Source organism: Aeromonas sp. 1HA1 (genome assembly GCF_029237385.1).
Taxonomy (GTDB): Bacteria; Pseudomonadota; Gammaproteobacteria; order Enterobacterales; family Aeromonadaceae; genus Aeromonas; species Aeromonas popoffii.
The window spans coordinates 1-22,766 of record NZ_JAACGC010000055.1 but is presented as its reverse complement, the minus strand read 5'-3'; the positions used below and the strand labels follow the sequence as shown (position 1 = coordinate 22,766).

General features: G+C 58.7%; 26 protein-coding genes. 20 read left to right on the top strand and 6 right to left on the bottom strand.

Translation table 11 applies throughout. The annotated features are described in order from the left end of the window. Positions 1-100 precede the first annotated feature (100 nt). The 8 genes from thpR (at position 101) to panC (ending at position 6,986) form a co-directional block, all read left to right on the top strand. On the top strand, positions 101-628 hold the full coding sequence (gene thpR, locus GWQ22_RS15875) for an RNA 2',3'-cyclic phosphodiesterase (RefSeq protein WP_275930902.1): 528 nt from the start codon (positions 101-103) through the stop codon (positions 626-628). Positions 629-674: 46 nt separating this feature from the next. Then, positions 675-1,418: a DNA/RNA nuclease SfsA gene (gene sfsA, locus GWQ22_RS15870; protein WP_212514564.1), complete on the top strand. Its 744-nt coding sequence runs from the start codon at positions 675-677 to the stop codon at positions 1,416-1,418. A 119-nt stretch (positions 1,419-1,537) separates the two neighbouring features. After that, positions 1,538-1,987 (top strand): RNA polymerase-binding protein DksA, encoded by a 450-nt coding sequence (gene dksA, locus GWQ22_RS15865; RefSeq protein ID WP_033137830.1) that lies wholly within the window; start codon positions 1,538-1,540, stop codon positions 1,985-1,987. A 113-nt stretch (positions 1,988-2,100) separates the two neighbouring features. After that, positions 2,101-3,036 (top strand): tRNA glutamyl-Q(34) synthetase GluQRS, encoded by a 936-nt coding sequence (gene gluQRS, locus GWQ22_RS15860; protein WP_275930901.1) that lies wholly within the window; start codon positions 2,101-2,103, stop codon positions 3,034-3,036. A gap of 134 nt (positions 3,037-3,170) precedes the next feature. Next, on the top strand, positions 3,171-4,646 hold the full coding sequence (gene pcnB, locus GWQ22_RS15855; protein WP_042038517.1) for a polynucleotide adenylyltransferase PcnB: 1,476 nt from the start codon (positions 3,171-3,173) through the stop codon (positions 4,644-4,646). Positions 4,647-4,657: 11 nt separating this feature from the next. Then, entirely contained in the window at positions 4,658-5,164 is a 507-nt protein-coding gene (folK, locus tag GWQ22_RS15850) for a 2-amino-4-hydroxy-6-hydroxymethyldihydropteridine diphosphokinase (protein ID WP_275930905.1), read from the top strand. Between the two features lie 63 nt (positions 5,165-5,227). After that, entirely contained in the window at positions 5,228-6,022 is a 795-nt protein-coding gene (panB, locus tag GWQ22_RS15845; protein ID WP_108537509.1) for a 3-methyl-2-oxobutanoate hydroxymethyltransferase, read from the top strand. Positions 6,023-6,128: 106 nt separating this feature from the next. After that, positions 6,129-6,986 carry a pantoate--beta-alanine ligase gene (gene panC / locus GWQ22_RS15840; RefSeq protein ID WP_275930900.1) on the top strand — a complete coding sequence of 286 codons (858 nt, stop codon included), beginning with the start codon at positions 6,129-6,131 and terminating at the stop codon, positions 6,984-6,986. A 422-nt stretch (positions 6,987-7,408) separates the two neighbouring features. On the opposite strand, the gene GWQ22_RS15835 is transcribed toward panC, so the two are convergent. The 3 genes from GWQ22_RS15835 to hpt all read right to left on the bottom strand — a co-directional run bounded on the left by GWQ22_RS15835 (position 7,409) and on the right by hpt (position 9,738). After that, positions 7,409-8,182 carry an ABC transporter permease gene (locus GWQ22_RS15835; protein WP_275930899.1) on the bottom strand — a complete coding sequence of 258 codons (774 nt, stop codon included), beginning with the start codon at positions 8,180-8,182 and terminating at the stop codon, positions 7,409-7,411. Beyond that, a complete protein-coding gene (locus tag GWQ22_RS15830) occupies positions 8,179-9,096 on the bottom strand; it encodes an ABC transporter ATP-binding protein (RefSeq protein WP_275930898.1) in 918 nt (305 codons plus the stop codon). The genes GWQ22_RS15835 and GWQ22_RS15830 overlap by 4 nt, the downstream gene beginning before the upstream one ends. Before the next feature lie 111 nt (positions 9,097-9,207). Then, entirely contained in the window at positions 9,208-9,738 is a 531-nt protein-coding gene (gene hpt, locus GWQ22_RS15825; RefSeq protein WP_042038495.1) for a hypoxanthine phosphoribosyltransferase, read from the bottom strand. Positions 9,739-9,937: 199 nt separating this feature from the next. Here hpt and GWQ22_RS15820 point away from each other — a divergent pair, with 199 nt between their 5' ends. Then, positions 9,938-10,552 carry a TetR/AcrR family transcriptional regulator gene (locus GWQ22_RS15820; RefSeq protein ID WP_345893643.1) on the top strand — a complete coding sequence of 205 codons (615 nt, stop codon included), beginning with the start codon at positions 9,938-9,940 and terminating at the stop codon, positions 10,550-10,552. A gap of 120 nt (positions 10,553-10,672) precedes the next feature. Here the strand turns inward: GWQ22_RS15820 and GWQ22_RS15815 are convergent, their stop codons facing one another. Continuing rightward, positions 10,673-11,284, bottom strand: a complete 612-nt coding sequence (locus GWQ22_RS15815) for a flavin prenyltransferase UbiX (RefSeq protein WP_275930896.1) — start codon at positions 11,282-11,284, stop codon at positions 10,673-10,675. Next, entirely contained in the window at positions 11,281-12,651 is a 1,371-nt protein-coding gene (mpl, locus tag GWQ22_RS15810) for a UDP-N-acetylmuramate:L-alanyl-gamma-D-glutamyl-meso-diaminopimelate ligase (protein WP_275930895.1), read from the bottom strand. Before mpl ends, GWQ22_RS15815 begins: the two co-directional genes overlap by 4 nt. A 234-nt stretch (positions 12,652-12,885) precedes the next feature. On the opposite strand from mpl, the gene ppa reads away from it, so the two are divergent. Further along, positions 12,886-13,416: an inorganic diphosphatase gene (gene ppa, locus GWQ22_RS15805; RefSeq protein ID WP_005313216.1), complete on the top strand. Its 531-nt coding sequence runs from the start codon at positions 12,886-12,888 to the stop codon at positions 13,414-13,416. A gap of 23 nt (positions 13,417-13,439) precedes the next feature. Here the strand turns inward: ppa and GWQ22_RS15800 are convergent, their stop codons facing one another. Next, on the bottom strand, positions 13,440-13,787 hold the full coding sequence (locus tag GWQ22_RS15800) for a hypothetical protein (protein ID WP_108537515.1): 348 nt from the start codon (positions 13,785-13,787) through the stop codon (positions 13,440-13,442). Positions 13,788-13,926: 139 nt separating this feature from the next. Between GWQ22_RS15800 and GWQ22_RS15795 the strand changes: the two genes are divergently transcribed. The 10 genes from GWQ22_RS15795 to GWQ22_RS15750 all read left to right on the top strand — a co-directional run. Next, positions 13,927-14,805, top strand: a complete 879-nt coding sequence (locus tag GWQ22_RS15795) for a hypothetical protein (RefSeq protein WP_275930894.1) — start codon at positions 13,927-13,929, stop codon at positions 14,803-14,805. Positions 14,806-15,069: 264 nt separating this feature from the next. Then, positions 15,070-15,612: a YtfJ family protein gene (locus tag GWQ22_RS15790; RefSeq protein ID WP_042037275.1), complete on the top strand. Its 543-nt coding sequence runs from the start codon at positions 15,070-15,072 to the stop codon at positions 15,610-15,612. Between the two features lie 44 nt (positions 15,613-15,656). Then, the gene (locus GWQ22_RS15785; RefSeq protein WP_084204657.1) at positions 15,657-15,947 is read left to right on the top strand and encodes a hypothetical protein; all 291 of its coding nucleotides are present in this window, start codon (positions 15,657-15,659) and stop codon (positions 15,945-15,947) included. Positions 15,948-15,983: 36 nt separating this feature from the next. Then, on the top strand, positions 15,984-16,586 hold the full coding sequence (locus GWQ22_RS15780; RefSeq protein WP_275930893.1) for a DUF2796 domain-containing protein: 603 nt from the start codon (positions 15,984-15,986) through the stop codon (positions 16,584-16,586). 4 nt (positions 16,587-16,590) lie between these two features. After that, positions 16,591-17,280, top strand: a complete 690-nt coding sequence (locus tag GWQ22_RS15775; protein ID WP_275930892.1) for an ABC transporter ATP-binding protein — start codon at positions 16,591-16,593, stop codon at positions 17,278-17,280. A gap of 76 nt (positions 17,281-17,356) precedes the next feature. After that, entirely contained in the window at positions 17,357-18,604 is a 1,248-nt protein-coding gene (locus GWQ22_RS15770; RefSeq protein WP_275930891.1) for an ABC transporter permease, read from the top strand. A 31-nt stretch (positions 18,605-18,635) separates the two neighbouring features. Next, on the top strand, positions 18,636-19,112 hold the full coding sequence (locus GWQ22_RS15765; protein ID WP_042037282.1) for a DUF3299 domain-containing protein: 477 nt from the start codon (positions 18,636-18,638) through the stop codon (positions 19,110-19,112). 193 nt (positions 19,113-19,305) lie between these two features. Further along, on the top strand, positions 19,306-20,166 hold the full coding sequence (locus GWQ22_RS15760) for a TIGR03899 family protein (protein WP_042037283.1): 861 nt from the start codon (positions 19,306-19,308) through the stop codon (positions 20,164-20,166). Between the two features lie 623 nt (positions 20,167-20,789). Beyond that, a complete protein-coding gene (traT, locus tag GWQ22_RS15755) occupies positions 20,790-21,524 on the top strand; it encodes a complement resistance protein TraT (protein ID WP_275930890.1) in 735 nt (244 codons plus the stop codon). Between the two features lie 549 nt (positions 21,525-22,073). Beyond that, positions 22,074-22,766, top strand: a 693-nt coding sequence (locus GWQ22_RS15750) for a DUF4238 domain-containing protein (protein WP_275930889.1), incomplete at its 3' end; no start/stop codon positions are given.

Below are 22,766 nucleotides of genomic sequence, written 5' to 3'. Positions count from 1 at the left end.
TCCGCCACCACCGTGAGCAGATGTCGCCAGCGAGACATGACCACCGTAGCTGCCATAGAATGGGGCCATGTTATGAGCGTGAACAGGCATACTCCCCAGAATGGCCAAACTCTTCTTTGCCCTGCCTCTGCACCGGCTTGCCGCCGAGCTGATCGACTGGCGAGATCAACGCCCCTGGCCCGGCCAGCCGGTCCCCGCAGCGAACCTCCACCTGACGCTGGCCTTTCTCGGTGAAGCAGATCAGGTCACCACGGCCCGCCTGATGGCCGCCGCTGAGCGGCAGCACTGTCCGCCGCTGACCATCAAGCTGGATGAGACCGGCTGGTTCAGCCGTGCCAAGGCGGCCTGGGTGGGACCAGGTGACTGGCCTAACGAGCTGAACGTGCTGGCCAGGGCGCTGCGTCGTCACGGCGAGAAGCTGGGGCTTGGCAACGGTGAGCAGGGCTATCGTCCCCACGTCACCCTGTCGCGCAAGGCGAGCGAGGCGCCCGACACCTTGCCGGCACCGGATTTTTTGCTGCACGCGGATCACTTCTGCCTCTATCAATCCATTGCCACCCCGGACGGGACGCGCTATGAACCGCTCGCCTGCTGGCCCCTGCGCGCCAGAGAGAAGATAGCGTCGTGACAGCCGCGCGCCCTCACTTCCTGCCTATAAAAGAGAGAACCGCACCATGATCTTCGATCCCCCCCTGCAGTCCGGGCAGCTCATCTCCCGCTACAAGCGCTTTCTGACCGATATCCGGCAGGACAACGGCGAGGTGATCACCATCCACTGCGCCAATACCGGTGCCATGACCGGCTGCGCCGAGCCGGGCACCCGGGTCTGGTACTCCACCTCCGACAACCCCAAGCGCAAGCTGCCCCACAGCTGGGAAATCGCCGAGAGCCCGGCGGGTCACTTCATCTGCGTCAACACGGCGCGCGCCAACCAGATAGCCCGCGAGCTGATCGAACAAGGGGCACTGGCTCCGCTCACCGGTTATGCAAGGCTGCGCACCGAGGTGAAATATGGCGAAGAGAACAGTCGCATCGACCTGCTGCTGGAAGATGACCACAGGCCCTCATGCTACATAGAGGTGAAATCCGTGACCCTGCTCGATGAGCGGGAGCAAGCCGGCATGGGCTACTTTCCCGATGCGGTCACCAGTCGTGGCGCCAAGCATTTGCGTGAATTGATGGCCATGAAGGCGGCAGGGCACAGAGCCGTGTTGCTATTTATGGTTTTGCACTCCGGAATAGTGAGAATGCGCCCTGCAGCACACATAGATCCGCTCTATAGTCAGCTAATTGAGCAGTCAATGGCGGCAGGGGTTGAAATTTTATGCTATCGACCCCATCTTGGGGTGCAGAGCATGGTGGCCCAAGATTTTATCCCGTTTGAATCTTGTCACCTGCTACCCGAGGGCAGCGAATAAAAGTTGGGATGGGTAACATAATTGGTACGGCTTGTTTGCCTACGCATTACCCTTCTGATATAGATGTCGCCCTCATTTTATGGATGGCACGGGTAGCGTGCTGAATTAGGAGACAGGGCATGCCAACAGGCGAAAACAGGAAATCTCTGGGCCCCCTGGCCATTGCGGGTGTAGCGCCTTACCAGGAAAAACCGGGTGAGGAGTACATGAATGACCAACAAAAGGCACATTTTCGCAAGATCCTGGGAGCTTGGCGCAACCAACTGATGCAGGAAGTTGACCGCACCGTTGACCATATGAAGGATGAGGCTGCCAACTTTCCGGATCCCGTGGATCGCGCCGCGCAAGAAGAAGAGTTCGCTCTCGAATTGCGCACCCGCGACCGTGAACGCAAGCTGATCAAGAAGATCGAGAAGACATTGGTGCTGCTTGAAGACGATGACTTCGGTTACTGCGAGCATTGCGGTATCGAGATTGGTATCCGTCGTCTGGAAGCCCGTCCGACAGCCGATCTCTGTGTCGACTGCAAAACACTTGCTGAAATCAAGGAAAAACAGATGGCCGGTTGATACCGACCACTGGCATAACTGAAAAAAGGGGGCTTGCGAGCTCCCTTTTTTATTGAGCTTTTGGTCGGGGCGTCCCAGAATGCAGCTTCAATGAATCGCTTGCCCTAATTGCCATGCCCGTGAATACACTCCCGTCGCCCCAGACTCGCCCCTATACAGGTCGCTTTGCCCCCTCCCCGTCAGGCCCGCTCCATTTTGGCTCCCTGATTGCGGCGCTCGGCAGTTTCTTGCAGGCCAGGGCGCAACAGGGGCGCTGGATGGTGCGGATCGAAGACATAGACCCGCCACGGGAGATGGCCGGTGCCGCGTCGCTCATACTGCAGACCTTGGCGGCCCACGGCCTGGAGTGGGATGGGGAAGTGATGTACCAGAGCCAGCGTCATGGCCGTTATGACGAGATCATCAGGCAGCTCTATCAGGCTGGCGATCTCTACTGGTGCCGCTGTACCCGGCGCGAGATCATGGCGGGCGGCGGTTTGTACCGCGGCCACTGTCGCGATCTTGGTCTCGGGGCCGAGGGATGCGCCGCCCGGCTGCGCCAGCACCATCCGGTCTACCATTTCGAGGATGGGTTGCAGGGCCGCATTGCGGTTCCTGCGGCGCTGGCCGAAGAGGACTTCATCATACGCCGTCGGGATGGCCTCTACGCCTATAACCTGGCGGTGGTGGTGGACGACATGGACAGCGGCATCACAGAGATAGTACGTGGTGCCGATCTGCTGGAGCCCACGGTGCGCCAGGTTGCCCTCTACCAGACGCTGGGAGCCAGCGTCCCCGCCTGGGTGCACCTGCCACTGGCGGTGCTGGCAGATGGCCACAAGTTGTCGAAGCAGAACCATGCGCCGGCACTGGCGCTGGACGAGGTCAGGCCAGCCCTGTGGCAGGCGCTGCACTTTCTCGGTCAATGCCCGCCCCCCGAGCTGATGGCGAGCCGCATTGACGAGATCATCGGCTGGGGTATTACCCACTGGCGGCTCGACCGGGTTCCAGCCAGAGAGAAGATCAGCCTGGCACAGGGAGCACCTGACTTTGCATTGGGTCAGACCTGAGCGCGCTGACATGGACAACACAATTTTTTGTTTAGCCAAGCCTGAACTTTTTGAATGAACCACATCGTTTTTCATTTAGTCAGGCCTGAGCTATGATAGGCCGCTATTTTTTGGCCTCCCGTCAATTTGAAGTCATGAAGAGGTGTACCATTTTTTCCCAGATCGCAAACTTTTGCCGCAAGGTGCTCGGCAAGGAAGACGGCGAGCAGTCGGTGGAGTCTCCCATCCCAGCCCACGTAACCGGGCAACGCCGTACCTTAAGCCGTGACCAGCACCCCATCTCGCGCAAAGAGATCAGCGAGAATGCGCTCAAGGTGCTCTATCGCCTGAACAAGGGGGGCTATGATGCCTACCTGGTCGGCGGGGGGGTCCGGGATCTGCTGCTCGGGAGGACGCCAAAAGATTTCGACATCGCGACCAACGCGACGCCGGAGCAGATCAAGGCACTGTTCAGCAACTGCCGCCTGATTGGCCGCCGCTTCCGCCTGGCCCACATCGTCTTTGGTCGTGACGTGATCGAAGTGGCCACCTTCCGGGGTCACCACCATCAGGTCAATACCAGCAAGCATGTGTCGGCCCAGTCTGATGAAGGCATGCTGCTGCGCGACAACGTCTACGGCACCATTGAAGAGGATGCAGAGCGTCGCGATTTCACCGTCAACGCCCTCTACTACAGCGCCAGAGATTTCACCCTGCACGATTTCGAGGGCGGCATAGAGGATCTCGCCCAGCGCAAGCTGGAGCTGATCGGCGATCCCGAGACCCGCTATCGTGAGGATCCGGTGCGCATGCTGCGCGCCGTGCGTTTCGCCGCCAAGCTGGACATGACCATAAGCCCACGCAGTGCCACCCCCATCAAGGAGCTGGCATCACTGCTGCAGGATATCCCCGCCGCCCGCCTGTTTGAGGAGACCCTCAAGCTGTTCCTGGCTGGCGATGGCCTGGCGACCTACAAGCTGATGCGCGAATACGGGTTGTTCCAGCCGCTGTTCCCGCAGGTAGCCGCCCTGTTCACTCCCCACGGCACCTCGCCGTTCGAGCAGTTCATCGAACTGGCGCTGCTCGATACCGACACCCGGGTGCGCGCAGACAAGCGGGTCACCCCGGCCTTCCTCTACGCCACCCTGCTGTGGGGCTGTGTCGAAGCCCGCGCCCGCGTGCTGGAAAATGAGAGCGGTCTGCCCTGGCACGACGCCTTCATGCTGGCCATCAACGAGGTGCTGGACAACCAGGTGCGGATCATCGCCGTACCGCGCCGTTTCACCACCGATGTCCGCGACATCTGGGCCCTGCAACAGCGACTGACCCGCCGTCAGGGTCGTCACCCCGAGCGGGCCATGGAACACCCGAAATTCCGTGCGGCCTACGACTTCCTGTTGCTGCGTAACCGGGTCGAACGCGGCCTCGGCGAACTCGCCAGCTGGTGGGAACGCTATGTAGAGTCCAATCCGGATGTACGCCCGCAACTGCAACGGGAAGCGACCCGCCGCCCTGCGAGCGGCGAGCATGCCCAAGCCGGTGAACCCCGTAGCGGTGACGGCGAGAAACGTGATAGCAACAGCCGCAGCCGCCGTCGCCCGCGCCGTCGCAAACCGAAAGCGGCGCAGTGACCACCAGCGTCATGACGGAGGTCTTCGTTGCCATCGGCTCCAATCTGGCTGACCCCTTGGGTCAGGCTCGCCGCGCCGTCGTCGCACTGGCGGCGCTGCCGGAGTCCCGGTTGCAGCAGGCCTCCTCGTTTTACAGCAGTCGCCCCATGGGCCCTGCGGATCAGCCGGACTACGTCAATGCCGTGGTGCGGCTGAATACCCGGCTCGGCCCTCTGGCCTTGCTGGATCAACTGCAAAAAATCGAGCTGGAACAGGGACGTGTGCGCAAGGATGAGCGTTGGGGGCCCAGAACCCTGGATCTCGATCTGCTGCTCTATGGCGATCGGATCATCAGGCATGAGCGCCTCGTCGTTCCCCATTACGGCATGAAGGAGCGGACGTTCGTACTGCTGCCCCTTGCCGAGATTGCGCCCGCTCTGGTGCTGCCCTGCGGCACCCCGCTCGCACAACTGGTTGCCCGCTGCCCGCACAATGATCTTGCCATCATTGCCCCCGGTGCAGACATAGGGGAACCCTGATGAGCAGAGCCATCGACGCCCTTGTGATCCTCACAGACACACGCGGCGAGTAGGAGCAACGTTATGAGCAAGATCACCACCACCAGCCTGCTGAAGATGAAGCAGGAAGGGCAACGCATCACCGCCATCACCGCCTATGATGCCACCTTTGCCAAGCTGTTCGACGACGAAGGGGCCCACGTGCTGCTCATCGGCGATTCGCTGGGCATGGTGCTGCAAGGGGGTCAGGACACCCTGGCGGTCAACATGGATGAGATGGTCTATCACACCCGCTGTGTGGCGCGTGGTGCCAGCAAGGCGCTGGTCGTCGCCGACATGCCGTTCATGAGCTATGCCACTTCGGATCAGACTTACCAGAACGCCGCCCGCCTGATGGCCGCCGGAGCCCGCATGGTGAAGGTGGAAGGGGGCGACTGGCTGTGTGACAGCATTCGCCACCTGACTCGCAATGGCGTGCCTGTCTGTGGCCACCTCGGCCTCACCCCCCAATCCGTCCATGTGTTTGGCGGCTTCAAGGTGCAAGGTCGCGACGAGTTCCAGGCCCAGGAGATCTACCGTCAGGCCCTCGAACTGCAAGCAGCCGGCATCCAGATGCTGGTGCTCGAGTGCGTACCGGTCGCCCTTGCCGAACGCCTCACCAAGGCGCTGCGCATCCCGGTGATCGGCATCGGTGCCGGTCCCGCCACCGATGGCCAGATCCTGGTGATGCACGATGCCTTAGGCATCACCTCAGGTTACGTGCCCAAGTTCACCAAGAACTTCCTGGCCGAAACCGGTGACATACGTGCCGCCATCCGGCTCTATGTGCAGCAAGTGAGCGAGGGGACCTTCCCCGGCCCCGAACACTGTTTCAACTGATCCTGCGCTATGGATGAGAGCGGGGGCACAAGCCCCCGTTTCGCTGTCCCTTGCCCGCTGATGCAACCCGTTTTCTCTGTTTGATATTTCCGAAGGTGAACTACCGATGTTGGTCGTTAACAATCCTGCCGCTCTGCGTGAACAGATCGGCCAATGGCGCCGTGAAGGGCGTGCCATCGCATTCGTGCCCACCATGGGCAATCTCCATCAGGGGCACCTGACGCTGGTGAAAGAGGCGCACAGCCATGCCGGTAAGGTGGTGGTCAGCATCTTCGTCAACCCCATGCAGTTCGACAAGGCAGAGGATCTCGTCAACTATCCGCGCACCCTGGAGCAGGATTGCGCCGCGCTGGAGAGCGCCGGTGTGGATCTGGTGTTCACCCCGACGCCGGAGATCATGTATCCGCAGGGGCTGGCGAGCCAAACCTTCGTCGAGGTGCCGGGTCTCTCCGGCCTGCTGGAAGGAGCGCTGCGTCCGGGGCATTTTCGTGGCGTCAGCACAGTGGTGACCAAGCTGTTCAATCTGGTACAGCCGGATGTGGCCTGTTTCGGCCAGAAGGATTACCAGCAGCTGGCGCTCATTCGCAAGATGGTGGCCGACATGGCCATGCCCATCGAGATCGTCGGCGTGCCCACGGTGCGGGCCGAAGACGGGCTGGCTCTGTCGTCACGCAACGGCTATTTGACCGCGGCCGAGCGGGCGCTGGCCCCCGAGCTGGCACGCACCATGAACTGGATTGCCGAGCAGATCGCAGGGGCCGATCACCACCTGCCCTCTCTGGTGGCGCAGGCCAGCCAGCGCCTCGATAACGCAGGTTTCCGTACCGACGCCATCGACATCGTCGATGCCGTGACCCTGGAATCCGCCACCAACCAGAGCCAGCAACTGGTGATCCTGATGGCGGCCTATCTCGGCAAGGCCCGCCTCATCGACAACCGCGTGGTCACGCTTCAGCACGCCTGAGTCAGTCACAACCTGGAGAGTTTCATCTCCAAGAGCTTTATTGCCTCTTCCTGTTCCTGCCCAAGCCCGGCCAGGAGCAGGCCCGGTTTCAGGTGCTGCCATATCCTGCATGAAGATGGCGGCCAGCAATACATAGTCACCCGCCACATCGCCACTCCGTTTGCCGAAGGGGCGTTTCCCCATCGTCTCTAACGAGACCTGGCGTAACTGCCTGGCCGATGATGGTCTGGCTGCCAGGTAGAACGTCTGCGTCTACCGTGATGAGCCGGCGCAGAACGAGGCCCCCAGCGCTGACCTGCACTGGACCATACGAGCAGACGCCCTCATAGGGCATGGTGCCCCCCCCCCCCCGGCAACCACCAGGATCCGCGAACGCAACAAGAAACAGGGCGCCCGAATGGACGCCCCGTTTTGAGTACAACTCAGTGCCGCAGCCCGGTACCGCGGGAGATGAGCCACCAGGCCAGTCCGTAGAGCGCGGCGATGAAGCCGATGATGATGAGGTAGGCGGTGCCGAGCGGCACGTCAGAGATACCGAGGAAGCCGTAGCGGAACGCGTTCACCATGTAGATGATGGGGTTCACCTGGGAGACCCCATGCCAGAAGGGCGGTAGCAGGCTGATGGAGTAAAACACCCCGCCCAGATAAGTGAGCGGCGTCAGCACGAAGGTGGGAATGATGCTGATGTCGTCGAAGGTCTTGGCAAACACGGCGTTGATCAGCCCCCCCAGCGAGAAGAGGATGGCGGTCAGCAGCACGGTAAAGCAGACACTGAACAGATGGTGGATCTGCAGCGGCACGAAGAACAGCGACACCAGGGTGACGATGAGGCCGACACAGAGGCCACGCGCCACGCCTCCCCCCACGTAACCGGCGATGATGACGTAGTTGGGCACGGGCGCCACCAGCAGCTCCTCCACATTGCGCTGGAACTTGGCGCTGAAGAAGGAGGAAGCGACGTTGGAGTAGGAGTTGGTGATCACCGACATCATGATGAGTCCAGGCACGATGAACTCCATGTAGCTGCCCCCCCCCATGTCACCGATGCGCGAGCCGATGAGGTTGCCGAAGATGACAAAATAGAGGCTCATGGTGATGGCGGGGGGCACCAGGGTCTGGATCCAGATCCGGGTGAAGCGGCTCACCTCCTTGGCCAGAATGCTCTTGAAGGCGATGTAATACGTGGTCAGATTCATGCTTTTCTCCCCTCCTCGACCAGACTGACGAACAGCTCTTCCAGTCGATTGGCCTTGTTGCGCATGCTCAACACCTGCACCTGCTGGCCCGACAGCTGCTCGAACAGGCTATTGAGAGACTGACTCTTGTCCAGATCCACTTCCAGAGTGCGCTCATCCAGCATGCGGCCGTTGAACTCGGGCACATTCGGCACGGCGGAGCCCGGTGCCAGATCCAACATGAAGGTCTCGCGGCTCAGCTTGCCGAGCAGCTTCTTCATGCTGGTATTTTCAATCAGCCGCCCCTTGTCGATGATGCCAATGTTGCGGCACAGCATCTCGGCCTCTTCCAGATAGTGGGTGGTGAGTATGATGGTGACCCCCTGCTCGTTGAGCTCTTTGAGGAAGGTCCACATGGATCGGCGGATCTCGATATCCACCCCGGCGGTCGGTTCGTCCAGGATCAGCAATCTGGGCTCGTGCATCAGGGCGCGGGCTATCATCAGCCGACGCTTCATGCCACCGGAGAGGGTGCGGGCCGGCATGTCACGCTTGTCCCACAGATCGAGCTGACGCAGGTATTTCTCGGCGCGGATCTTGGCTTCGGCCTTGGGCACGCCGTAGAAACCGGCCTGATGGGTGACAATCTGGATCACCTTCTCAAACTGACTGAAGTTGAACTCCTGTGGCACCAGGCCGAGCTGGGCCTTGGCCTGCTCGAGATCGCTGTCGAGGTCGTAGCCAAACACCTTCACCTTGCCGGCGCTCTTGTTCACCAGCGAGCTGATGATGCCGATGGTGGTGGACTTGCCTGCCCCGTTGGGGCCGAGCAGGGCGAAGAAATCCCCCTGCTTGACGGTCAGATCTATGCCTTTAAGGGCTTCCACGCCCCCCTGATAGGTCTTTTTCAGGCCGCTTATTTCCAGTGCGTTCATTGCAACCCCTGTGATGGCGGATCCCATCTCGATACAGAAAAGGCGGCCGGGGCCGCCTTGCAGACAAAAATGGCGCTCGGCCACCTCGCCCGTGATATTCCTGGAACTTGCTTACTCTTGCGGTACTACCTTGCCGATGAACGGCAGATTACGGTACTTCTGGGCGTAGTCGATACCACAACCCACCACGAATTCGTCCGGAATGGAGAAACCGATCCAGTCCACCGGCACCTGTACCTCGCGACGGGACGGTTTGTCCAGCAGGGTGCAGATGGCGAGGGATTTCGGCTCGCGCAGTGACAGGATTTCACGCACCTTGTTGAGGGTGTAGCCGGTGTCGATGATGTCCTCGACGATCAACACGTCCTTGCCCTTGATGTCGTCATCCAGATCTTTGAGGATGCGAACGTCACGGGTACTGCGCAGGCCGGAGCCATAGCTGGAGGCGGTCATAAAATCCAGGGTGACGGGCAGCGGGGTCTGGCGGCACAAGTCGGCCAGGAAGACGCAGGAGCCGCGCAGCAGGCCAATCATGACCACTTCGTCAGAACCCTGATAACGGGCGGTGATCTCTTCACCCAATTTGGCGATCCGGGCGGCCACATCGGCCTCGGAGATCATCACCTCGACGGTGTGTTTCATCACTTACTCCCTCATGGCCAAAGGGATTTGGCCGTTCATTAACGTCAAAACCGAGGATTCTACCATCCAAGCCGAGAGGCGTCAGGCATACGTGATGCTTTTATCGGCTTATTTTAATTGATAGAGTTAGCAGGCTCTCGGGCATTATCGGTGACAATACTATAAACACCATAATCAATAACTATTAGATGAAAAAACTATGGAACCACGCGCAGAAATAAGACGTCGAACCCGGCTTTCTCCGGAAGCTCGTCGCACTCAATTGATGGAATGTGCCATCAAGGTGTTCTCCCGTCGCGGCATAGGCCGTGCGGGTCACGCCGAGATAGCAGAACAGGCCAAAGTCTCGGTAGCTACCGTGTTCAACTATTTCAACACTCGCGAAGAGCTGGTGGATGAAGTGTTGGCCGAGATCGAACGCTTCGTTCACCAGATGCTGGAACAGGCCTATAACGGCCAGGGTCCAATCAACGACAGTATTCGTCGTCATGTGAAGCTGTTTGTCGATGCAGCCTACGATCAACCCGACCATGCCAGCATCTGGCTGGAGTGGAGTTCATCGGTGCGGGAAGAAGTCTGGCCCCGTTATGCCAAGCTGCTGGACAAGGCATTGGAGCGCATCGCGCCCCATTTGCAACGAGCCATGGATGCCGGTGAGATCCAGAGTGTGCTGTCCGCCCAGGACCTGGCTCGCTCCCTGACCGGTTTTGGTTACGTCATGATGCAGATGATCAACCAGCCACAACGCCCGTCACGGGAAGATGTGACCGATTTTCTGTTCAAGTACGTGACGGCCCCCATCCAGGCCGCCTAACCCGCCTCGTGAATGACAAACGGCGCCGGACTGTTCATGTCGGCGCCGTTTTTATTTGTCCCTTTGCTGCCGGTTCAGCCGCTGTCGCCAGAGATCGCCAGTAAGGTGATTAATCATGGGTCAAACGTTGGCATAGCCCCAGCGACTGGTCAGCGCGTGCTCGACTCCGAGGTGATCCAGGATCCTCGCCACCATGAAGTCCACCAAATCCTCGATACTTTTCGGCTCATGATAGAAACCGGGTGCGGCCGGCATGATGGTCACCCCGAGTCGCGCCAGTTTGAGCATGTTCTCCAGATGGATGGCGGAGAAGGGGCTCTCGCGGGGCACCAGAATCAGCTGGCCGCGCTCTTTGATCACCACATCCGCCGCCCGCTCCAGCAAGTTGTCGGAAGCGCCGTTGGCGATGGCTGAGACGGTGCCCATGGAGCAGGGGCAGACCACCATCTGCTTGGGAGCCGCCGAGCCAGAGGCCACCGGCGAGAACCACTCCTCCTTGCCGCAGGCAATTATCTGACCCTCTTTAGCGCCATACTGGCGACAGAGATGGGCAGAGAGCGCTTTCGGTGCGCCCGGCCAATCTTGCTGCTGCTCGGTCTTGAGCACTACTCTCGCCGCCGAGGAGGCGAGCAGATAGACCCGATAGTCCGCCTGCACCAGACACTCAAGCAGGCGCAGGGCGTAGGGGGCGCCTGAGGCGCCGGTCAGTGCCAGAGTGATCGCTTTGTTCATAGTTCGCCGTGGTAATCCTTGAGGCGGGCGATCAGCTTGTCATGAATACCGCCAAAGCCGCCGTTGCTCATGATCAGAATATGATCGCCATCGCGGCTCTCGGCCACCAGCCGGTTGATCAGGGTCTCCAGATCGTTAAACACCTTGGCCGGTCGGCTCATGTGAGCTGTCACCTCGCCGAGATCCCAACCGATGTTGGGTGGCTGGAAGAAGAACACCTCGTCGGCGCCAGTGAAGCAGCCGGCCAGCTCCTCCTTGTGCACCCCCAACTTCATGGTGTTGGAGCGCGGCTCCAGCACCGCCAGAATGCGTGACGCACCCACCTTGGCACGCAGGCCGCCGAGGGTGGTCTCGATGGCAGTCGGGTGGTGGGCAAAGTCGTCATAGACGCTGATGCCTGCCACCTCGCCCTTGAGCTCCATCCGCCGCTTGGGGGACTTGAACTGGCAGAGGGCCGCGATGCCATGCTCCACCATGACACCGGCATGGCGGGCGGCGGCGATGGCCATCAGGCCGTTGTTGACGTTGTGCTCGCCGATGCACTCCCAGTGCACCTCGCCCTGCTTCTGCCCATCCAGCCACACCTCGAAGGCGGAGCCGTCCTCGGCCAGCTTGATCGCTTTCCACTTGGCATCGTCCTGACCTACCAGCTCCACCTCGCTCCAGCAGCCCATCTTGCGCACGGCGGTGAGGTTATCATCTGCTTTCGGGAACAACACCCGGCCATTGCTCGGCACGGTACGCATCAGGTGGTGGAACTGGCGCTGGATGGCGGCGAGATCCGGGAATATGTCCGCGTGGTCGAATTCCAGGTTGTTCATCACCAGGGTACGCGGGTGGTAATAGACGAACTTGGAGCGCTTGTCGAAGAAGGCGCAGTCATACTCGTCCGCTTCGATGACGAAGAAGGGGGCAGAACCGAGACGGGCGGAAACCGGGAAGTTGCCCGGTACCCCGCCGATGAGAAAACCCGGTTCCAGCTTGGCGTATTCGAGCACCCAGGCCAGCATGCTGGCGGTGGTGGTCTTGCCATGGGTGCCCGCCACGGCCAGTACCCAGCGATCCTGCAGCACGTGTTCCAGCAGCCACTGGGGGCCGGAGATATAGGGCAAATTGCGGTCCAGTACATATTCAACACAGGGGTTGCCACGGCTCATGGCGTTGCCGATCACCACCAGATCCGGCGCGGGATCGAGCTGGGACGGGTCATATCCCTCGGTCAGTTCGATGCCCTGTTGCTCGAGCTGGGTACTCATGGGGGGATAGACGTTGGCATCCGAGCCGGTGACTCGATAGCCAAGCTGTTTTGCCAACACCGCCAGACCACCCATGAAGGTGCCGCAGATCCCGAGGATGTGAATGTGCATACCGCTGCCTTTTCCAGTAAAGGGAGTGCGCATTCTAGGGTCTGTTGACGTTTGGTCGCAAGCCGCAGGCGTGACGAGACGTCAATAGACCCAGGCAAGCGGGCCACCATTTGGCAGACCCGGGCTACGCGGCATCAGCCAAGGCTGTCACAGTGCCCTTGAAATATGGTCATTTGACGCGACATCGCTATAATATCGGCCTGCAAACTTGACTCCAACACTGAAGGAAACGTCATGAGCCTGAACCTGGTACCGGCTGGCAAGAGCCTGCCCGACGACATCTACGTCATCATCGAAATCCCGCAGAATGCCGACCCGATCAAATACGAAGTCGACAAGGACAGCGGTGCCATCTTCGTTGATCGCTTCATGTCGACCCCTATGTTCTACCCGTGCAACTACGGTTACGTGAACGCCACCCTGTCTCTGGATGGTGATCCGGTTGACGTTCTGGTTCCGACCCCCTACCCGTTGCTGGCCGGCTCCGTCATTCGCTGCCGCCCGGTTGGCGTGCTGAAGATGACCGACGAATCTGGCGAAGATGCCAAGATCGTGGCCGTGCCGCACTCCAAGCTGACCAAGCAGTACGACCACATCAAGGATGTGAACGATCTGCCCGAGCTGCTGAAAGCCCAGATCCAGCACTTCTTCGAGCGCTATAAAGAGCTGGAAGCGGGCAAGTGGGTCAAGGTGGAAGGTTGGGGCGACAAGGCTGCGGCCGAAGCCGAGATCGTCACCTCTGCCGAGCGTTACGCTGCCAAGTAAGCGTACCCTCGCAACAAGGCGCCTCAGGGCGCCTTTTTTATGGGCTGTTGCGGGCGCAGACTCCGCGTCTCGCCAGCAGGATCGCCCTTGATGTAGATGTCACGGCCATTCTGCCGATAGGGGCGATAAAAGTCGCCACCACAGCGATAACCCCCGCCCTGCACACTCATCAGCTCGCAGTTGACCGGCAATACCTCCAGCCACTTGATGGCCTGCTGAAAACGCAGCCATTCCTGCCATTCATGCTCCCGTGCCAGCTTGTCCCGCAGGGCAAAGGTATCTGCACTGGACATCCCCTTGTTGACGAACACCTGGCCCGCTGCCGCAGGCAAGGCGGTCAACAGCAACAACAGCAGTAGAATTCGCTTCATAACGGTTTCCTGTATGACTTATTTCCAGAATTAAATTTAAAGCCTTATCAGGCTGTTACCCAGATCATCAAAACTAAGCTAATCCAAATCCGGCCAGCTCACCTAGTTGTTTAGTATCACCTCGAGCAGGATGCACATCATGAAACTGGCACACGGTCTGTTATTAAGTCTAGTGTTCGCATCAACGGTCGGCGCCAACGAAGTTAATCTGAGCTGGCAGTGGCAGTCTGCCGACGGCCAGCAGAAGCACCTGCGACTGAATGCAGACGAACGCATTATGTCCGCCAGCCGCCACGAGATGACCCAGCTCAATGCCTCCCTCAACTATCCGCTGGAGACACTCTACGCCTACATCAGCCCGCGCCTTTACAACAGCATCAACCTGATCAACCAGACCAGTCCCGAGACCGCCACCAAGTTTCGCAATCTGGAGCAGGCCTTCACCCTGCACGACGACAGCATGGAGTCAACCCTGTTCTGGCAGGCCTATCAGCAATATCAGGACGATGCCTTCTACCAGATGCGGGTGGTGCCCTGTGTGCACCCGGCCAATAGCAAGCTGCCCTGCGTACGCCCCAACTACTCCCAGCTGTTCTACCAGTTCAAAGGAGACCTGAGGCCCCTGGCGAAACAGTTTTCCGCCAAGGATCTGGCCACCAGCGTCGGCCTGCTGCAGGAGTGGCTGAGCGCCATCCCCACCCCCCCCGAGCAGATGGATCACTTCGCCCCCCCCCTGCAGGCCTTGAAGGACAACAAGGCCGACAGTGATGAGAAGGCGCTGCTGATGGCAAGCCTCCTGGCCGAGCTGGCGCCGCAATACATGCTCAGCATCATATACCCCAACATCAGCATCGGCAGCGTCTCGCCAGCCTGGCTGGCCATCACGGCCGACAGCGGCCTGAAAGGCGATACCCTGGTGATCGGCAATCAGCGCCACGTTCTGCTGACCGGCTCACCCCTGCTGGCCCAGCAGATGACCATGGCCAAGATCCCGCTGATCAGCGAACCCTTGTATTGAGCCACGCCCGCCATGCCGGTTGCACCACAACCGGTTCAACTGAAGCACACTCCTCAAACCAGTTGATAACGAATTGATTTTTATCGACTGCATGCCATCCTAGCCGCCTTTGCCAGCCGCTTTCTGCGCTGGCGGGCAGCCCGCGCGGCTCACTCGCGAGCTTATTTAACACTTTTTAAACAGATCCGATCAGTTTAGGATGAGTTCTGCCCCATTCCCTCGAGTGAAAAATCGTTATAACATAACAAAAGGAGTGTCATCAGGATGAAACATCTCGTACTTACTCTGGCGCTGCTGCCAACACTGGTCATGGCTCACAATATCAAGGAGTCTGCCCAGGTACCGCTGGTCAACATCAGCGACAAGGGTGAGCTGGTACTGCAAGAAAAAGAGGTCAGCTACCAACCCTGGCAAAGCAAGGTACTGACTGGCAAAGTCTTTCTGATCCAGCACATCGCGGGGCGCTCCAGTGCCAAAGAGCTGAACGCCCCCATGATCGAGGCGATCAAGGCGGCCAAGTTGCCCCACGACAAGTACCAGACTGTCACCATCATCAACAGCAATGACGCCATCTGGGGCACTTCCGGCTTTGTGAAGAGCAGTGCCGAAGACAGCAAGAAAGAGTTCCCTTGGTCCGCCATGGTGCTGGATGCCAAAGGCATGGCCCGCAACGCCTGGGATCTCGCGCCGGAAAGCTCGGCCATCATACTGCTGGATAAAGAGGGTAAGGTGCTGTTTGCCAAAGATGGCCAGCTCGATGCCAACAACATTGCTACCGTGATGGGGCTCATCCAGTCCCATCTCTGAATCAGAGAGAAGGGGCGCTGATGGCGCCCCTTTCATAAGGGTCTATGGGTCGTTTCAAGCTGAAAATCTGGTTGTTGCTGCTGGGCTGGTTGTGGTTGCAACCGGCGCTGGCACAACACCCGCTGGAAGCAGACCAGCCCGGTCATAGCCACACTTGCGTCCTTTGTGCCCTCCATCTCGATGGCAAGCTGGCACTGACGCCCAACTTGCCCACCCCAGTCCTGCATGTTGTCATCGGCAAGCACCTCGATACCGCCTTGCCCACAATAGATTCCACCCCTACAGGCCACTGCCGCATTCGTGCTCCGCCGCACTTTCATTGCTTCTCCCACTGAACATTTCTCTTATCAATGGTTTCAAAAGGATTAACGATGAAAGCAGTCACACTGTTACTGGCCGCAGCCGCCTTTGGCGTACAAGCAAATCACGACGAGCATGAGAGTCATGGGCACGGTGCCCACGAGCACGGCCACGGTCATCTCAACCTGGTGCTCGATGGCAACCAGCTGATGCTCGAGCTGCAGGCGCCCGCCGCCGATCTGGTGGGCTTCGAGCACGCGGCCAAGAGCGACGAGGAGAAGGCGCAATACGCCAAGGCCATGGCTCAGCTCAAGCAACCCGATGCCCTGTTTCGCTTCGACCCGTCCGCTGGCTGCAAACTGACCCAGCAGGAGCTCAATGCCGCCAAGGAAGAGCATGATCACGACCATGACCATGACCATAACCATAACCATAACCATAACCATAAAAAGGCTGGCAGCAATCATGATGACCACCACCATGATGATGCGGGTCACGCCGATGTGGGTGCCATGTACACCTATACCTGTGAGGCCCCGACCAAACTGACCGGACTGGAAGTGACTCTGTTCAGCGTCTATCCGAGCCTGGAGAAGTTGAGCGTGCAGGGCATACTGCCCACCGGCCAGACTGCTGCCGAACTGACCCCGTCCGCCAACAAGCTGAGCTGGTAACACCATGAAAAAAGCCGTGGTTGAGATCCGCGATCTGACCTTCGCCTGGCCGGATCACGAGCCTGTACTCGATCTGCCCGCCCTCACCATCAACGAGGGGGAACGGGTGTTTATCAAGGGGCCATCGGGCTCCGGCAAGTCGACCCTGCTTGGCTTGCTTGCCGGGATCCAGACCGCCAACCACGGCACCCTGGCAGTGCTGGGCCAGCCATTGGCCCAGCTATCCGGCCGTGCCCGTGACCACTTCCGGGCGGCCAATCTGGGTTATATCTTCCAGCAGTTCAATCTGCTGCCATTTTTATCGGTGCTGGACAACGTCACCGCCGCCCTCACCTTCTCGCCCGAGAAGCGGGCTCGCCTGCAGGGGAGCCCCGAACAGGAGGCGCGCCGCCTGCTGGCGGAGCTGCAACTGCCGGCCGAGGCGCTGCACAGACCCGTCCATGCCCTGAGCATAGGCCAGCAACAGCGGGTGGCCGCCGCACGGGCGCTGATAGGCTCGCCACCGCTGGTGATTGCCGATGAACCCACCTCGGCTCTCGATACCGACAACCGGGCCGCCTTCATCAAACTGCTGTTCGAGGAGTGTGACAAGCAGGGGTCGACCCTTATCTTCGTCAGTCACGATCCCTACCTCGAGCCGCTCTTCCCGCGAGTGGAAAATCTGCAACTGCTCAACCGGAGGGCCATATGCTGAATCGCAATAGCAGCGCCATCTACCGGGCCAGACCCGCACCAATGGCTGCATCACAGCCACAAAACCGGAGGCCAGTATGCTAAAAATCGCCCTGCAAAGTCTCTGGGCACGGCGTCTCACCGCCGGGCTCACCTTGCTCGCCGTGGCCATCAGCGTCACCCTGCTGCTCGGGGTAGAGCGGGTGCGTATCCAGGCCCGCGAGAGTTTCTCCAATACCGTCTCGGGGACCGACCTTATCGTCGGTGCCCGCTCCGGCCAGGTGAACCTGCTGCTCTACTCGGTATTTCGCATCGGCAATCCCACCAACAACGTGGGCTGGGAGGCCTATCAGGCCATCAAGACAAAACCCGGTGTCGCCTGGACCATCCCCCTCTCCCTCGGTGATTCTCACAGGGGCTTTCGGGTGCTCGGCACCAATGGCGACTACTTCACCCACCTGAAGTACGGTCAGCAGCAATCGCTGCAACTGCGGGAGGGGCGGCCGTTCGACACGCCATTCGAGGCGGTGCTCGGTGCCCAGGTGGCCGAGAAGCTCGGCTACCGGCTGGATCAGTCCATCGTCATCGCCCACGGCGCCGGCAGCACCTCGTTCAGCCAGCACGACAATCTGCCGTTCAGGGTGGTGGGGATCCTGGCACCGACCGGCACCCCCATAGACAGAACTATCCACGTGCCACTGGCCGGTATCGAGGCGATCCATCTGGGCTGGGACACGGGCCGGCACAGCAAGAACGTGACCGCCGAACAGGCACTGGCGCAGGATCTGACACCCAAAACCATCACCGCCTTCATGGTGGGGCTGAGCAACCGCATCCTGGCATTCCAGCTGCAGCGCAGCGTCAACACCTACCGGGGTGAGCCGCTGATGGCCATCCTGCCGGGGGCCGCCCTGCAGGAGCTGTGGAGCCTGATGAGCGTGGCGGAAACGGCGCTGTCGGTGATCGCCGGCTTCGTGGTGGTAGCTGGCCTCATCGGCATGCTGACCACCCTGCTGGCGGGGCTCAACGAGCGGCGGCGCGAGCTGGCCATCTTGAGATCCCTGGGCGCTGGCCCCTCCCACCTGTTCCTGCTGCTGGCGCTGGAGGCGATGGCCCTCACCACGGTCGGCATCGCCCTCGGGGTGGCGGCACTCTATCTGGGACAGGGGCTTGCCACCCCCTGGCTACTCAGCCACTATGGCCTGCAATTAAGCGTGGGGCTGCCCAGCGCCTACGAGTGGCAGTTGCTGGGCATGGTGTGGCTGGCGGGCATGGTGATAGGCCTGCTCCCTGCCGCCCGCGCCTACCGCTACAGCCTGAGCGATGGCATGAGCATTCGCGTCTAGCGAGACGCCCAAAATAGGAAATGAAGGACAGATGATGAAGTGGAAAATAGTAGCGCTGCTGGCCAGCCTGCTGGTGCTGCCCGCCATGGCCGCCGATTACAAAACCATCGACTGGGATGTGCTGATCCCGGAAGGGGAGAGACTGCTGCCACCGCCCCAAGTCAATCACGAAGATCCCATGTCGGTACCGCAGCCGGTGGGTGGGGTGAACAAGAAGCTGGATCAGCAGAATGTGCGGATCCCGGGCTTCGTGGTACCGCTGGAGGGGGATGCCAAGAAGATCACCGCCTTCCTGCTGGTGCCCTACTTTGGCGCCTGCATCCATGTGCCGCCCCCGCCAACCAATCAGGTGATCTATGTGAGCTACCCCAAGGGTGCGCCGGTGGATGATCTGTGGGACGCCATCTGGGTGAAAGGCAAGATGCGCACTATCAGCTCCAGCCACGAAATGGCCACCGCCTCCTACTCCATGGAAGCGGTCGAGGTCAGCGTCTACGAAGAAGAGTAAGTCAGACCAGACATCATGATGCGCGCCAGCCCCCGGTGAACGAACTGCGCATCCCAGCAACAGTGGCCTTCGACCGGAGGCCATTTTTTATTCCCTTACCTGTCGAAACCGTGACCCGCCCCTGCTTGAGGGATTGCCCGCCATCCCGGTTGGAGTAACATTCAAGACTAGACCTTGCGATCACGGAGCCAGCATGGCTGACCTGCCCCCGCCCAAGAAAGAGAGTTCCATCCTGAGCAGCCAGGAGCAGACCCTGCGTCTGGCCCGCAGCCGTGGCATAGACGGCATGCTCACTCGCAACAGCGACAGCACCTTCGAACAGCGCGCCACCTTTCGCCATCTGGCGGATCAGGCCGCTCGCCAGCGCAATCTGGAAGCCATCATGGTGATGGCCTCCCGCCACTGCGAAGAGACGGCTGCCGGCGGCGAGATGGACAGCGACTGGCTGACCCGCTTCCTGCAACTGGCGGAAGACATCAGCATGGTGCCCATGCAGCAGCTGTGGGGGCGCATCTTCGCTATCGAGATCGCCACCCCTGGCCGTTTCTCCATTCGTGCCCTCACCACCCTCAAAGAGATGACCCAGCGCGAGGCCCTGCTATTCCAGCGGATCTGCGCCCTCGCCTGCCACTATGCGGGCAGCGATGAGCAGCGCCTGCTGCTGGGGCTGCACAAGGGGGCCAGCCTGCTCAGCCGCGCCAAGGTGACCCGGCTTGGGCTGGGCAAATACCGGCTGCCCTACAATGCCCTGTTGCAGCTGTTCGAGCTCGGCCTGCTGCACAAGGGAGAGCTCGAATCCGGCCCGCTGCCCGCCGATGGCGTCGAGCTGGAGTTCGGCAACCAGCGCTGGCGGCTGCAGCGCAAGCAGACCAACATCACCCTGCTCTACTACCGGCTGACCCCGGTGGGCAACGAACTCGCCCAGCTGTTGCAGGAACCGCCACTGGAGGAGTACCTGCAAGATCTGAAAACCGTGCTGATGCAGGGGCTGCAGATCGACGTACAGCTGAGCGCCGCCGAACCGGCCACGACGGCGGGAGAACAGACCCTCTGATGCCCCGGCAAGATGGGCCCGCCGGCCCATCTTCGCAACTCACCCCCTTGGCACCCCCAAAGTTCCCTCCCCTCCCTTTCGCGATCGTCCGAATACGCTGCGCTATTCGAACCTACGACATTGTTGATTAATTTGTTGATCTTGCTCAGAAAACGGCCTGCTTGCGCTTGTAATTAAAGCTCCGTTTGGTAACATATCCGATTGACAATCGTCTCATCGGAGTCAGCCATGAGCCAGCCCAAAGCATCATCGCAGGTAACAAGCAGCAGACTGGAGGCTGGAATTCAGGGGCGGTAGCGTGGTTTTTGCAGGTTGGCGCAGAGCGTAGCGAAGCCCAACAGATGAGCATTATCACCTCAACCAGAGCGGGATAAACATGGATTGGGCCGATCGGTAAAACAAATTTGCAGATACGTTTCGCGGTAAACGTTGGGCTTCACGTCGTTCAGCACAAACCTACGATTTTTAGCCCAACATACGAGATATTTAATTGCCATTGTCGATTTTGGGCGATATGACCTCGCCCTGTTGAGCTCTGCCATCCAACAATGGCGGGGAAGTGCGGATGTGAACGCCTCACTCCATAAACCATAAGTCTTTACCAAAAGAAGAAGAGAATAACGATGATGAAAAAAACAGTTCTGGCAGTGGTTACTGTCGCTATATTCGGTCTGTCTGGATGCTCCGCAGTGCATACAGCAGTCACCAAACGTAACCTCGATGTCCAGACCAAGATGTCCGAGACCATCTTCCTTGAACCGACCGCTGAGCGGACCGTCTACCTGCAACTGCGCAACACCAGCACTGAACAGAGCGTGGCCGTTGAACCAAAATTGCGCCAAGCACTACAAAACAAAGGGATGGTCATTTCCAGCAACCCAGATACCGCCCAATACTGGATCCAGGCAAATGTCCTTTCCGTGGGGAAAATGGACCTGCGTGATTCCCAAAACGCCCTGCTTTCCGGTTATGGGGCAGGTGCGGTCGGGGCTGCTGCCGCTGCTGGCGCAGTCGCCTATAACAGCTCCTCCAACGGTGCAGCCCTCGGCGCAGGACTGGTCGGCGCATTGGCGGGGGTTGCCGCCGATGCCATGATTGAAGACACCAACTACACCATGATTACGGACTTGCAGATCGCAGAAAAAGCTCTCACAGGGGTTACCGTGACCACCGACAATGTCGCCATGCTCAAGCAAGGGTCATCTGGTGGCAAGGTCCAGACAAGCACTGAGCAAGGTTCCCGTCACAAATATCAAACCCGTATTGTGAGCAATGCTAACCAAGTTAACCTTGATTTCAAAGATGCAAGGCCAGTCCTTGAAGATCAGTTGGCAAACTCCCTGGCTGGTCTCTTTTAAAGGGAATTAAACATTAAACAATGAAAAAAGAATGGGGGAGAGTATTATCTCCCTCTTTTTTGAGGTAACAAACAGTGAGTTTAAATACCCGTAATGTCACCCAAGGGGGGACAAGTTTAATTCATGCGCCTTCGCATGCTTTTGCAAATACACAACATGATTTCCTATTGGCTCATTCTTTTTTTTGTGCTCTTACCACCTCCATAATTTTACTAAGAATGAGCACTCACAATATTATCAATGGCATTATTTACTAGTATACGGCAGCTATTTAAACTTTGCATGACCTTATGGTAAGCAAGCCATCTTGCACCATCAATTACTCTGGCAGGAAACTCACTCACACATCAAGTCAGAGCATTATCACATCAACCAGAGCGGGATAAATATGGATTGGGTCGATCGGTAAAACAAATTTTAAGATACGTTTCGCGGTAAACGTTGGGCTTCACTTCGTTCAGCACCAACCTACGATTTTTAGCCCAACATACGAGATACACATTTTAGCCAATTACTACTCATCGCTTAAGGCGGGCGTTATATTCAACTATGAGCAACCCCAAGAATCATCATTATATTCCCCTGTCTTATCAGCTTCTATTCTCGCTAGATGGAAAGAACCTGTTTTACCTAGATAAAAAGGACTCTAGAGTTGTCGGGCCTGCTGGCCCTAGGAACTTTTGCTCTGAAAACTTTCTTTATTCTCTAACGGGAGACACGGCAAAAACATCTGACTCACCAACATTGATCGAGAATCCAATACTATCAACAATTGATGGTGCGTTCGCAACTGAAGTGGGAAAGTTGATATCAGATGACCCCGACAAAACCGATGTCAGTTTATATAACCTATCAAGATTCTTCGGATTTTTATCCGCAAGACATCCAAGTCTCATCAATGAATTTCAGGATCGGTTTGACCGGACGCTTATCGGAGAAATTTTAAAGCATGCAAGAGGTGATGAAGCAGCCAAGAAAAAAGCGCAAGAAATGGGTTTAGACCTGAATGACGACAGCCTTTTTGAGGGAGTGTCATTTTCAGAATCACGTAATATTACGCTTGTGAAGATGATTGAGAATGCGAAAAAAAATGCAGCTTGCATCCATGATTTCATGCTGACTCTTATACACAAATATTGTGAACTGATTGGCACTTTTCCCGATTTCCAGGATCTGATCTCCTATGTGACTCCCGAACATGGTAACGATCATGCTAACTTTTGCTCTTCATCGTGCGGCCGA